A 13211-nucleotide genomic window follows, 5' to 3' on the forward strand; every position below is an offset into this window, starting at 1 on the left:
TATGAAACCCGCCATGAACACGCGCGTCTCCTCCGTCGCTTCCCGTCCGACCGGCTTTGCCGGGGAGACCGTGCGCGCGCTGGCATCGACCCTGCTTCTTCTCGGCCTTATCGGCGATCGCCGGGTTCGCTGAAGGAGCGCCCGGCGGTCGAACCGCCGCTTACGCGCACGCTCCTTAGCCAGTTCAGAAATTGGCAATTCACATCAAGCGAACGAAAATCTGATAAGGCGCTGCTCGCCCTGGAATCCGTCCGAAGACCGATCCGCGAGCCGCCGGGAGAACAAGACGATGGACGCACGAGAAGACATCCGCGCCGGCGAAGCCGAAAGCGTAAAACGCGCGGCCGGCCACATGCCGGGCGCGGCCCGAAAATACCAGCCCTATCCGACGGTCGGTCTCACCGACCGCACCTGGCCCAACAAGGTCATCGACAAGGCGCCGATCTGGTGCTCGGTCGATTTGCGCGACGGCAACCAGGCGCTGATCGATCCGATGGGTCACGAGCGCAAGGCGCGCATGTTCGCCCTGCTGCTCGACATGGGTTTCAAGGAGATCGAGATCGGTTTCCCCTCGGCCTCGCAGACCGATTTCGATTTCGCCCGCTGGTGCATCGAGGAAGGCAATGTGCCGGCTGATGTTTCGCTGCAGGTGCTGGTGCAGTGCCGTCCCGAACTCATCACCCGCACCTTCGAATCTCTGAAGGGCGCCACCAACCCGATCGTGCATTTCTACAATTCGACCAGCGAGTTGCAGCGTCGCGTCGTCTTCGAGAAGGATGTCGGCGGTATCAAGCGCATCGCCACCGACGCGGCCAAGATGATCACCGACATGGCGGCCAAGGCCGGCGGCGGTTATCGCTTCGAATATTCGCCCGAAAGCTTTACCGGCACCGAGCTCGAAGTCGCGCTGGAGATATGCAACGCCGTCACCGAGATCGTGAAGCCGACAGCCGACAACAGACTGATCATCAACCTGCCGTCAACGGTCGAGATGTCGACGCCCAACATCTATGCCGACCGGATCGAATGGATGTGCCGCAACCTGGACGACCGCGAGAACCTGCTGATCTCGCTGCACCCCCACAACGATCGCGGCACCGGCATCGCCACCACCGAGCTCGGCCTGATGGCGGGTGCGGACCGCGTCGAAGGCACGCTGTTCGGCAATGGCGAGCGCACCGGCAATGTCGACATCGTGACGCTGGCGCTCAACATGTACACGCAAGGGGTCGATCCCCATCTGGATTGCTCCGACATCAACCGGATGAAGGACGTCTACGAATACTCCAACCAGCTGAAGATCTCAGAGCGCCATCCCTATGTCGGCGAACTCGTCTACACCGCCTTTTCCGGCTCGCACCAGGACGCCATCAACAAGGGCATGAAGGCCTTGAAGAAGGCCAACACGCCGGTCTGGGAAGTGCCCTATCTGCCGATCGATCCGGCCGATGTCGGGCGCAGCTACGAGGCGATCATCCGCATCAACTCGCAGTCGGGCAAAGGCGGCATCGCCTATGTGCTGCAGGCCGACTACGGCCTCAATCTGCCGCGCAACCTGCAGATCGAGTTCAGCCAGGAGATCCAGGCGATCACCGACGCCGAAGGCAAGGAAGTGCCGGCAAAACGCATCCATGACCGCTTTATCGAAACCTATGTCGACCAGCCCGGCGCACGACTGAAGTTCCTCGACCATCACACCTATCCCGACACCGAGAAAAAGGGCCAGCGCGTGGTCGAGGCGGTGATCCTCGACAACGGCAAGGAGACGACCATCGCCGGCTCCGGCACCGGCCCGATCGACGGCTTCGTCGATGCGCTGTCGCGTCATGTTGGCGTCGACATGTCGGTGCTTGATTATTCCGAACATTCGCTCCAGCGCGGCTCGAACGCCTCGGCGATTTCCTATGTCGAGATGGAATATCCCGGCGGCAAGCTGTTCGGCGCCGGCATCAACACCAACATCGTCGCCGCCTCGCTGGAAGCCATTGTTTCGGCCGCCAACCGGATAATCGGCCGCAAGGCCGGCTGATATTTTCCCGGGCGCCGAATGTCCGCGGCGCCCGGAAATCCCCCATTTGCCGAGGGAAATTCCGGTCTTTTGTGTCAACCACCGGCAACTATCCGGTGTGTTACGCGATCGCATAACATAAGCATGCTTGTATGGAAGTGCAGGCTCTATATGATTGCGCCTCAACCTGTGCCGACTTCGAGAGGATCGACACTTGCAGCATGCCACGCCTGCCGCCCCCGCAGTGCGCGAGACACTGGAGCGACTGCTCGCCAGCGAAACGTTCGGACGTTCCGAGCGCGCGCGCAAGTTGCTGCGCTATCTTGTTGAGCGCGAGCAGGCCGGCGAAGCCGACAGGCTCAAGGGTTTCTCCATCGCCATGGACGTCTTCGGCAAGGACGGCGATTTCGATTCGTCGACCGACGCCGTTGTCCGGGTGCAGGCAGGCCGGCTGCGCGAACTTCTCCAGCATTATTTCGCCAATGAAGGCATAGCCGAACCGGTTCGCATTGCCATTCCGCGCGGCGGCTACGTGCCGTCCTATGAGCTCAACGCCATACGCCTGCCGGTTGGGCAGGAGCCGCTTGCGGCGGCGGTAGCCGCCTTGCCCGGATCGCCCGACCAGGCGGCTCTTGACGCCGTTCCCGCTGCCGCGACAGCTTCGGGGGTTACAGAACCTGGGCCTTCGCTGGCGCGCCATCTCCAGTTCTTCTGGGTCGCCATGACGCTGGTCATTCTCATGCTGGGCGTGCTCATCCTGCGCCAGGGCAGCGGCGCATTGCTTGCCAGCAGCGATCCTACCGCGGTGGTCGAGACCGCAGGCGTAACGAGCAGCATCGCATCGCCGTCGATGGAGGCCCTGCCCCTCGTCTACATCGCGGTGAAGGCCACCGGCCCCGAGGCCGGCCGCGTCGCCGCTTCGCTGCGCGCCGGCCTTGCCGGTTTCGACACGATCGACTTCATCGGCCGCGACGCCGACAGCAAGCGCGATCCGAGCACCGACCCGACCAGCTTCGTTTTCGATGTCCTGCCGGGACCAATGGCAGGTGACGTGACGCTCGAACTGCAGAGCGTGGCGACCGGCCGCGTGCTTTTGTCCCGCAGTCTGACGGCCGCCGACAGCGCACCTGGCACCGTCGAGGATCGTATCGCCGCCATCCTCAGCTCGACCGTTCCCGCCTCCGGCCCGCTCTACAGCTACATCGAACAGAACGGCATTCAGACCGGGCTGACGAGCTGCCTGATCCTCAACGACAGATACTATCTCGACCAGAGCACCAGGACGCACGAGGCCGCCTATCGCTGCCTGGACAACCTCGCCGGCCAGGGTGCGAAATCGTCGTTGGTCTATTCGGAACTGGCCTCCCTGACCCTTGAGGCCGCCACCGATCATTACGCCTATCCGCCTGGCGCGACGGTCGAACAAGCAATGTCTTTCGCCCATCGCGCCATCCAGATGGGACCGACCAGCCCCTATGCGCACCGCGCCTATGGCTACCTCAATTCGCGCCTCGGCAACACCGAGGAATCGATCCGCTGGATGCGCAAGGCCTATGAGCTCAACCCCTACGACCTCGGCATGGCTGCCGCTTACGGCTATGGCCTGATCTTTGCCGGCAAATATGCCGAGGGAACACCCATCCTGACCCATGCCGTCGAGACGTTCAGCGGCCATCCGACATGGTGGGATTTTGGGCTTTTCGCCGGGCAATTCATGCTGGGCGACATGAACAAGGCCGCGATAGCCAGCGAGTCGCTGCGCACGACGGCGATGAAATCGCATTATCTGGCGGCGCGGCTGATCGGCGCCAAGGCTGCCGGCCGCGAACAGCTGGCAGCCAAGCTTCTGGATGAGCTGACCACCAAATTCCCGAAATTCGCCGCCGATCCGCGCGCGGCCTTCGCCGAGCGCAAATATCCCGCCGATCTGACCGACCGGCTGGTTGAGGCGCTGCGCGCCGCGGGCCTCGGCAACGCCAGCTAGTCTTTCCGGATCGCGAAAACTTTACTGGCCATCGGTCTGGACTGGGAGCAATCCAGCCTCGATTCGAATTTCCTCTCCAGTCTTGCAATAATCGCACATTTTCATGGTCTCATCCCTCTATGTTGCCGAGCGGGGCGCCGGGCCGAAGACGGTCGTCCTGCTGCATGGCTTCGGTGGTTGCCATGATATCTGGCGCGAGGTGACCGCGTCGCTAGGGCCCGATGTCAGGACCTTGGCCTACGATCTTCCGGGACACGGACTGTCTCTCGAATTTCCTGGCAGCGGCCCGGCCAAAACAGCGGCGCGAGCGGTTCTCGCCGATATCGCCGCACGCGGGATAGCAAGGGTGCATGTCGCCGGTCATTCGATGGGCGGCGCGGTCGCCTCCCTGATGGCGCTTGCCGAGCCTGAAAGGATAGGCTCGCTGACGCTTCTGGCGCCGGGCGGTGTTGGCCCCGAGATCAACGGACCGCTGTTGCGCCGCTACGCCGCGGCCGCCGACAGACGGGAAATCCGCGCCTGCCTTGCCGCCATGTCGGGACCGCGAAGCCCGCCGCCCGAACGCATCGTTGGCGTCCTGGCGGACCTACGCCGTCGCCCCGGCCAGTTGCGCAAGCTGATTGAGATATCGGCCGTCATGACCAGGAACGAGCGGCAGGGGGTCATACCCCGCGAACAGCTGGACACCCTCGACATGCCGGTGATGGTGGTTTGGGGAACGGACGATCCGGTGCTGCCCTTTACCCAGGCTGATTGTCTGCCGGCGCATTTTCATATTCATCACGTGCTCGATGCCGGCCATATGCTGGTCGAGGAAGTGCCTGATGTGGTCGCCCAGGCCGTGCGCCGAAACATGGCACGCCGCGGCAGGCGCCTGCGTCCGACATTCGAGGCCGCGGCGAGCTAACTTACTTGCGCCCCGCATCTCGCCAGTGCATTTTGCCGCCGCCTGTGTTAACTCGCAATTAACCATATCAGCGAGGCGACGCCGATGAAGGACACTGGCGAAAACATCACCCCCATCGACACCTCCCGCAAACTGTCCGACGCCGTTCGCGATGTGAAAAATGCCTTCGCCGATCGCGACGATGTCGTGGTCGACATGCGCGAGGCGCACCGGATGCGGCTTGATCTGCTCGCCGCCGAGCTCGCCCCGGTCTTTGCCGACGTGCCCGCCGACATGGACAATTTCGACTTCGTCGTCTCCTCCGGCCTGCAGCCCCGCCTGTGGATCGACGCCGTCAGCCATGTCGCCATGGGGCGCGACCGCCGCACCTACCGCTTTCTCAGGGATACCCGCATCGGCCGCGTCGTGCTCGCCGAATCGACCGATATGAAACCGGTCGCCGATCAGGTCACGCGCTATGTGGCGGAGCGTATCGTCGAGCGCCAGCGCATGATGGAGGGCGGTGTCGAGCCGGCCGTCGCCGACCTGAAACGCCCTGCGGTGGTCGAAGCGGAGCCGCCCTTGCAAGCAGCCGCGCCAGGCAAGAGCTGGTCGACCTTCTTTGCAGGCCTGGGCTTCGTCGCCGCCGGCGCGCTTGTTGGCCTGGCGGTGGCGGCCGCGCTGTTTTGGGATCGCCTGATGGCGATGAAGATCAGCTTCTGATCAACGATCTGAAGGCCTCGGTGTCTGCGCGCCGAGTTCAATGACCTGCAGGTCCGATGGCGGCAAGGCCGGCCCGGTCAGGCCGCGCCGCGTCAGGCGAATCAGCCAATTGCCCTTCTCCCCGTCAATATCGAGCAGATTGTACTGTGCCGCCGGGTTCTTGCTGCCTGGCGACTGCCCGGCGGCGGCGACGCCGACGACAGGAATCCTGGCGCCGCGCCCGCCGATGAAGAACAGCGACGGCAGATGCGAATGGCCGTGCAGCACGAGTTCGGCGCCATGCCTATGAACGGTCTTGTGGAAGCGGGAGATGCCGAACAGGCGCTTTTGCTGGGCGACGGCGCCGCGCACCGGCGGATGATGGATCATGATCACCCGCAACAGGCCGCGTTTGTTCGTTGCGTCGAGCACTGTCGCCAGCCTTTGCGCCTGACCTTCGAGGAAGAAGCCGTTGGCCATGAACGGCGCCGTGGCGCGCGCCGTCGAAACGCCGATCAGCGCGACATTGCCGCGTACGCGCAGATAGGGAAAAGCGTTGCGGTCGATCGGCGCAGTCACGCCGTCGCCGCTCATCCACGCCGCCCAGGAGCGGCAGACCTTGTCGAAGGCGCCCGGCACATAGGCGTCGTGGTTGCCCGGCACCACCGANACGCCGCCCAGGAGCGGCAGACCTTGTCGAAGGCGCCCGGCACATAGGCGTCGTGGTTGCCCGGCACCACCGAGACATCCTCCGGCGAACCCAGCGTCTCAAGCCAGTGCTTGGCCATCTCGATCTCGCCGTCGAGCGCCAGATTGACCAGATCGCCGGTAACGGTGAGGTGGTCGGGGGTGCTCGCCTTCATGTCGGCGACGATGGTGTCGATGACGGCATCGTGCATATGGCGGCGGCGGTTGCGCTGCCAGTTGACGTAGCCGACGACGCGCTTGGACGCGAGTTCGCGATAGGTTACACCGGGAAGCGGCCCCAGATGGACATCGGAAATATGCGCGAGCCTGAACATCCTTCCTTCATAGGCGACGCGCTCCCCGCTTTCCACTCACTGTTTCCTGCCCATCCACGGTTTCGCTAGTCATGGCTATGTCGGACCCGGAGCAGGCGTTTCGCCAGACCGGCTGGGCAGGCCTCAGAGCAAGGCTGTTCCATCTCTATTTCCTGCTGCGGCGGCCGATGACGCTGGGCGTGCGCGGCCTGATCCACGATCGCGCCTCGAACACCGTCTTCCTCATCCGCCACACCTATGTTCCCGGCTGGCAATTGCCGGGCGGCGGCGTCGAGGTCGGCGAAACGCTTGGTGAAGCGCTGGCGCGGGAACTGGCCGAGGAAGGCAATATCGCGCTCACCGCCCCGCCGGTGCTGAAGTCGATGCATTTCAACTGCCGCTCCAGCCGCCGCGACCATGTCGGCCTCTATCTCATCGAAACCTTCAACCAGACCGCGCCGAAACTGCCGGACCACGAGATCGCCGAAGCAGGCTTCTTTCCGCTCGACCGCTTGCCGCATGGCACGACGCCGGCGACGCTGCGGCGGCTTGCCGAGGTTTTTGAAGGCGAGCCGGTATCGCCGTACTGGTAGGCTGTCAATCCGATGCTCACGCCGCCTGCCTGAACCGCGCCCGGTCGTGCGGCGCGCCATAGTCGAGCCCAGGCCCGACCGGCACGATGCGCGTCGGGTTGATGCTCTCGTGGCTGCCGTAATAGTGCATTTTGATGTGGTGCAGGTTCACCGTGCCGGCGATACCGGGCACCTGGTAGAGGTCGCGCAGATAGTTCGAAAGGTTCGGATAGTCGGCGATGCGGCGCAGATTGCATTTGAAATGGCCGACATAGACCGGGTCGAAACGCACCAGCGTGGTGAACAGCCGCCAATCGGCCTCGGTGACACGCTCGCCAGTGAGATAGCGCTGTTTTGACAGTCGGCCCTCCAGCGTGTCGAGCGCCGCGAACAGCTCGCCGAACGCCTCTTCATAGGCCGCTTGCGTGGGCAAAGCCGGCGCGGTTGACGGCGGGAAAGACCAGCGCATTGACCTTGTCGATCTCGCCGCGCAGGCCTGGCGGATAGGAATCGAGAGCGGCATCGCCCCACTCGTCGAAGGCCGAATTGAGCATGCGGATGATTTCGGCGGATTCGTTGGAGACGATGGTCTCTTCCTTCTTGTCCCACAGCACCGGCACCGAAACCCGGCCCGAATAGGCTGGATCGGCCTTGGTGTAGATTTGGTGCAGGAAGTCGAGGCCGTAGAGCGTGTCGCCGGTGGCGCCATCCTCGGCCAAAAACGTCCAGCCCTCAGCACCGAGGAAATGATGCACGACTGAAACCGGGATGATGTCTTCTAGCTTCTTCAGCGCGCGAAAGATCAGCGTGCGGTGCGCCCACGGACAGGCGAGCGAGACATAAAGATGGTAGCGTCCGGGCTCGGCCTTGAAGCCGCGCGTACGACCTTGCGCCGGCGCGCCGTCGCGCGTGATCCAGTCACGCCACTGCGTCTCGGTGCGGATGAACCTGCCGCTGCTATCGACATTGGCCGGACGGTCCTGCCATTTGCCTTCGACCAGCAATCCCATACGAAATCTCCTTGCGTGCCTTGGCCAATGTAGTCGCAAGGCGGCAATGCCGAAGCCGTCATCTGCTGAACAGAGCGTCACTCGTATGAAACGCCGGATGAAAACAGCCGATTGCAGCCGCCGGAAATTGATGCTAGCGGACACTCCGCATGTTCGATCTTGGCTTGATCCGGTTTGACCGACGACGAAAGGGCGCCCGCGCTTAGAAAGCGCTGACTGGCGAACGCTGCCGCTTGCAGCAACCTTTCCTCTTTATCGGACCGCGAAGACCATGAGCCTTGCCGACGTGAAATACCTGCCGGAAACTCCGGCGCATGATCCCGAAATCGAAGCCATCAACGACGAAGCCTTTGGCCCCGGCCGTTTCGTGCTGGCCGCCTACAAGATTCGCGAGACCGGCGGCCACGAGCGCTCGCTATCCTTTGTCGCCATGGATGGCGACATCGTCGTTGCTTCGGTGCGCATGACCCGCATCGCCGCCGGCGCCGGACGCGCGCTGATGCTCGGGCCGCTCGCCGTGCGGCCCGCCTTCAAGAATCTCGGTATCGGCCGCCGGCTCGTGGCGATCGCGCTGGAGGCGGCCGCCAAGGCCGGCGCGCCGGCGGTGATCCTTGTCGGCGACGAGCCTTATTACGGCCCGCTCGGCTTCAGAAAGATCCCCCGCGGCCAGATCTCCATGCCGCGCCCGGTCGACCTCGACCGGCTGCTGTCGCACGAGATCGTGCCCGGTGCCGTGGCGCGGCTCTCCGGCGAGGTCGGCCATGCCAGCCTTGCCAGGATCGCGGAGCAGGCACCAGTGATGGCCTGAGCTCCAGGATCGGTCGCGGCACCGGTCGCGATGGATCCCCATTGGTCAGGTTGCACCATGGCGGCGACCTCCGTAGCATGACCCGGAACAGCACGGAGCATGCAGCATGAACCCGAACGGCCAGATTGCGATCGTAACCGGCGGCGGCTCCGGCCTCGGCGAGGCAACCGCCCGCGCGCTGGCCGACAAGGGCGCGCGCGTCGCCATTTTCGATATCGGCATCGACCGGGCATCGAAGGTGGCGGGCGACATTGGCGGCGCCGCCATCCAGTGCGATGTGAGCAGCGCCGACAGCGGTGCGGCCGCGGTCGCCGAGGTGGAAAAGAGACTTGGGCCAGCGCGCATCCTGGTCAATTGCGCGGGCATTGCCATCGGCGTGAAGACGATCGGCAAGGATGGTCCACATCCGCTCGACCAGTACCGCAAGGTGATCGAGATCAATTTGATCGGCACCTTCAACATGATCCGCCTCGTCGCCGACCGTGCCGCCCAACTCGAACCGCTGCAGGGCGGCGAGCGCGGCGTCATCGTCAACACCGCGTCGGTGGCCGCTTATGATGGCCAGATCGGCCAGGCCGCCTATGCCGCATCCAAGGGCGGCGTCGTCGGCATGACGCTGCCGGTTGCCCGCGACCTGGCGCGCTCCGGCATTCGCGTCTGCACCATCGCGCCCGGCATCTTCAAGACGCCAATGATGGCCGGCATGCCGCAGGAGGTGCAGGATTCGCTCGGCGCGGCCGTGCCCTTCCCGTCCCGCCTCGGCGAGCCGTCCGAATATGCCGCGCTCGCCCTGCATATCGTCGAAAACCAGATGCTGAACGGCGAAACCATCCGCCTCGATGGGGCAATCCGCATGGCGCCGAAATAGACGGCCATGGCGGCCGGCGCAGTGAAGACCGGTCCGCTGGCCGGCCTGAAAGTCATCGAGATGGCTGGGCTCGGCCCGGTGCCTCTGGCCGGGCTGATGCTGTCGGAGATGGGCGCCGAGGTGCTGCGCATCGAGCGCACCGGTTCGGACCAACCCCTGCTGCCGCTCTCCGATGCGTACAATCTCGACCGTCACGGCCGCTCCATCCTGCGCGTCGACCTCAAGCAGGCCAAAGGAACGGAACTGCTGCTGCGCCTTGCCGAAAAGGCCGATCTGTTTGTCGAAGGCTTTCGCCCCGGTGTGATGGAGCGGCTTGGTCTCGGCCCGGATGCTGCATTGGCGCGCAATCCGGCGCTGATTTACGGCCGCATGACCGGCTTCGGCCAGGACGGGCCGCTCGCAGGTCGCGCCGGCCACGACATCACCTACCTCGCCTATTCCGGTGTGTTGCATGCCATAGGCCGGGAGGAAGGCCGGCCGGTGCCGCCGCTGAATCTGATCGCCGACAATGGCGGCGGCGCCATGATGCTGATCGCCGGGGTGCTTGCAGCGCTGTTCGAGCGCTCGCGCTCCGGCAAAGGCCAGGTGATCGACGCGGCGATGGTCGAGGGCGCTTCGATGCTGGTGGCCCCCATACACGCCTTCATGTCGGCAGGTCTGTGGAGCGACCGGCGCGGCGCCAACCTGCTCGATTCCGGTGCGCCCTTCTACGACACCTATGAGACGGCGGACGCACGCCACGTTGCGGTCGGCTGCCTTGAGCCGCGCTTCTTCGCCGCATTCGCAAGACTGCTGCCGCTCGGCGAGGATTTTGTCCGCGGCCAATACGACAAGGCGTTGTGGCCGGACATGCGCGCGGCCATTGCCGACCGGTTCCGGCAGAAGACACGCGACGACTGGGACGCGCTGTTTGCCGCAAGCGATGCCTGCGTGGCGCCGGTTCTGTCGCTGGCCGAAGCCAGGGATCATCCGCACAACCGGGCGCGTCACGCATTTGTGAAGGCCGGTGCGCTCGAGCGCCCCGCGCCCGCGCCACGCTTCTCGGCCTCGCAGCCGGCGCTTGCCGGCATGTCTGAAGATGACGATCAGCTGCCCCAGACTGTGCTGGCGCGCTTCGGCTTTTCGACAGCCGAGATCAAAGCGCTTGTCAAAGCCGGCATGATTGGCCAATAACTGGATTTAGAAAATCAACTTACCTGGTGGGCATTTTGGACCAGCCGAAGAAGGACGTCATTCGCGCGACGGACGCCGAGGCGATCAGGCTGGCCGCAACGCTGATCCGCAGCGCCCGTTTCGGCGCCCTCGCGGTGATCGAGCCTTCGACCGGCGCACCGCTGGCCTCCAGGGTCGGAGTCGCCACCGACATCGATGGCACGCCTCTGATCCTTGTCTCGGCGCTGTCAGCCCATACCGGCGCCATCCTTGCCGAGCCGCGCTGCTCGCTGCTTGTCGGCGAACCCGGCAAGGGCGATCCGCTGGCGCATCCCAGGATAACGCTGGTCTGCCGGGCGCAGCCGCTGGAACGCGGGTCGAGCGCGCATGCCCGCGCCGAGCGGCGCTATCTCAACCGCAATCCCAAGGCAAAGCTCTATGCCGGGCTCGGCGATTTCTCGATCTTTCGCCTCGAGCCGGAGCGCGCCAGCCTGAATGGCGGCTACGGTAAGGCCTACCTGCTCGACCGTGCCGATCTCATCACCGAGGGGTTGATCGTCGACGAGCTGGCCGCCAGCGAACAATCCGCTCTCGACCACATGAATGCCGACCATCTCGACGCCATCGCCGTCTATGCCCATCATTTCGCCAGGGTTGAAGGTGATGGTTGGACCATGACCGGCTTCGATGCCGATGGCATCGACCTGGCATCGGGCGACACCGTTTGCAGGGTCTATTTTCCACAGCCATTGAAGACCGCGCGCGACCTGCGGCCGGTTCTGGTCGACATGGCCAAAGCCGGTCGTGCGCCAGCTACGCAAGGATAATCGTCATGAATCAAAAGCACGTCTTGAGATTTGGGCGAAATGATCTACGATTCAGGCGACGCTGAATCAGCAGCGTGATCCATAGCTGAATTATAGCAGCCAACGCTATTTGCCCCCATAGCGTTTGGATGAGCAGGAAAACATGGGGCATCGATGGTCTCGACCAAACTAATCGCCAATGCCGAATCGGCGGCGACATTTCTGACCCTTATGGGCAACGAAAAGCGGCTCTTGATCATGAGCTATCTGGCCGACGGTGAAATGTCGGTCGGCGCCATCGCCGAAAAGGTGATGCTCAGCCAGTCCGCTTTGTCGCAACATCTGGCCAAGCTCAGGGCGCTCGATCTTGTCGAGACCCGCCGCGACCGGCAGATGATCTACTATTCCTGCAAGTCCGAAGCCGTGCGCGAACTGTTGCGCATGCTGGACGGCATTTTCGGGATAGGCGACTTGTCCCAAATGGCAACGCGTCTGCGCCGCGCCGGGACTTGACCTGCAGGGCTTGACCTGCGGCTCCGATCGCTCCTTACCTCGCTGACGATTTTTCGCCGGCCGAGGTATTGATGGATCCGATCCAGATCGACGACGCGCGCGATCCGCGGGTCGCCGCCTATCTCGACATCCGCGAGCGCGATCTCACCGGCCGCCATGGCCGGTTCGTTGCCGAAGGCAAGGTGGTGCTGGACGTCCTGCTGTCAGCCGGACGCTTTGCTGCGGAGTCGGTCCTGGTCCTCGAAAACCGGCTGGCCGGGCTCGACGACATCCTGCGCAAGGCCCCTGCCGACCTGCCGGTCTACGTTGCGGCAAGCGCCGTCATGGACAGGATCGCCGGCTTCCACATGCATCGCGGTATATTGGCGATCGGCAGCAAGGGCACGCCACAGCCCGCCGAGGCCTTGCTCGACACCTTGCCTGCCGAAGCGTTGATCGTCGTTCTCATCGGCATCGCCAACCATGACAATATCGGATCGATCTTCCGCAATGCCGCCGCCTTCGGCGCCGATGCCGTCTTCGTCGACGCCACCTGTTGCGACCCACTGTATCGCAAGGCGATCCGCGTCTCCGTCGGCGCCGCGTTGAAGGTGCCCTTTGCGTCCTTCGGCGACACTGAAGCTTTCATCGCGAAGCTCGGCGAGTTGGGCTTCGGCCAGGTCGCTTTGTCGCCGCGTGGTGAGGCTGACATTCGCGATGCCGCGCGACCGAAACGACTGGCCCTCTATCTCGGCACCGAAGGCGAGGGCCTCCCGGAGAGCCTGCTTGCCCGCCTGCGGACGGTGCGGATCGCGATGTCGGAAGGGTTCGACAGCCTGAATGTTGCTGCCGCGTCAGCCATTGCGCTGCACCATTTCGCCCTGATAGGCGTAGTCAGGCAATTCCAAGCCGGGGCTTGAAA

The 13211-nt window shown here is 64.0% G+C and carries 11 protein-coding genes and 2 pseudogenes; 11 read left to right on the plus strand and 2 right to left on the minus strand.

All coding sequences use genetic code 11. The features are described 5' to 3' along the window. Positions 1 to 352: 352 nt before the first annotated feature. From leuA to X771_RS164020, 4 genes are all read left to right on the plus strand, one after another. Complete coding sequence (gene leuA, locus X771_RS164035) at positions 353 to 2029, plus strand: 2-isopropylmalate synthase (RefSeq protein ID WP_023686187.1); 1677 nt, start codon at positions 353 to 355, stop codon at positions 2027 to 2029. A gap of 193 nt (positions 2030 to 2222) precedes the next feature. After that, a complete protein-coding gene (locus tag X771_RS164030) occupies positions 2223 to 3992 on the plus strand; it encodes a hypothetical protein (protein WP_023669961.1) in 1770 nt (589 codons plus the stop codon). 103 nt (positions 3993 to 4095) lie between these two features. Then, positions 4096 to 4899 carry an alpha/beta fold hydrolase gene (locus X771_RS164025; RefSeq protein ID WP_023686188.1) on the plus strand — a complete coding sequence of 268 codons (804 nt, stop codon included), beginning with the start codon at positions 4096 to 4098 and terminating at the stop codon, positions 4897 to 4899. 84 nt (positions 4900 to 4983) lie between these two features. Further along, positions 4984 to 5601, plus strand: coding sequence for a hypothetical protein (locus tag X771_RS164020; RefSeq protein WP_023686189.1), 618 nt, complete (start codon positions 4984 to 4986; stop codon positions 5599 to 5601). Here the strand turns inward: X771_RS164020 and X771_RS01000000164570 are convergent. Further along, positions 5602 to 6602, minus strand: a pseudogene (locus X771_RS01000000164570) (metallophosphoesterase). It abuts the gene before it with no gap. Between the two features lie 77 nt (positions 6603 to 6679). Between X771_RS01000000164570 and X771_RS164015 the strand changes: the two are divergent. Then, complete coding sequence (locus X771_RS164015) at positions 6680 to 7174, plus strand: NUDIX domain-containing protein (RefSeq protein WP_023686190.1); 495 nt, start codon at positions 6680 to 6682, stop codon at positions 7172 to 7174. A 16-nt stretch (positions 7175 to 7190) separates the two neighbouring features. Here the strand turns inward: X771_RS164015 and X771_RS01000000164575 are convergent. Further along, positions 7191 to 8163 (minus strand): annotated as a pseudogene (locus X771_RS01000000164575) (glutathione S-transferase family protein). Positions 8164 to 8434: 271 nt separating this feature from the next. Between X771_RS01000000164575 and X771_RS164010 the strand changes: the two are divergent. The 6 genes from X771_RS164010 to X771_RS163985 all read left to right on the plus strand — a co-directional run bounded on the left by X771_RS164010 (position 8435) and on the right by X771_RS163985 (position 13209). Then, positions 8435 to 8971 (plus strand): N-acetyltransferase, encoded by a 537-nt coding sequence (locus X771_RS164010; RefSeq protein ID WP_023686191.1) that lies wholly within the window; start codon positions 8435 to 8437, stop codon positions 8969 to 8971. Between the two features lie 106 nt (positions 8972 to 9077). Beyond that, the gene (locus tag X771_RS164005) at positions 9078 to 9839 is read left to right on the plus strand and encodes a 3-hydroxyacyl-CoA dehydrogenase (protein ID WP_023686192.1); all 762 of its coding nucleotides are present in this window, start codon (positions 9078 to 9080) and stop codon (positions 9837 to 9839) included. Positions 9840 to 9845: 6 nt separating this feature from the next. Further along, a complete protein-coding gene (locus tag X771_RS164000; RefSeq protein WP_023686193.1) occupies positions 9846 to 11012 on the plus strand; it encodes a CaiB/BaiF CoA-transferase family protein in 1167 nt (388 codons plus the stop codon). 35 nt (positions 11013 to 11047) lie between these two features. Further along, a complete protein-coding gene (locus tag X771_RS163995) occupies positions 11048 to 11818 on the plus strand; it encodes a HugZ family protein (protein WP_023686194.1) in 771 nt (256 codons plus the stop codon). A 153-nt stretch (positions 11819 to 11971) separates the two neighbouring features. Further along, a complete protein-coding gene (locus tag X771_RS163990; protein ID WP_023669951.1) occupies positions 11972 to 12310 on the plus strand; it encodes a metalloregulator ArsR/SmtB family transcription factor in 339 nt (112 codons plus the stop codon). A gap of 71 nt (positions 12311 to 12381) precedes the next feature. Then, positions 12382 to 13209 (plus strand): RNA methyltransferase, encoded by an 828-nt coding sequence (locus X771_RS163985; protein ID WP_023686195.1) that lies wholly within the window; start codon positions 12382 to 12384, stop codon positions 13207 to 13209. Positions 13210 to 13211: the final 2 nt, after the last annotated feature.

Source organism: Mesorhizobium sp. LSJC269B00 (assembly GCF_000502815.1).
GTDB lineage: Bacteria > Pseudomonadota > Alphaproteobacteria > Rhizobiales > Rhizobiaceae > Mesorhizobium.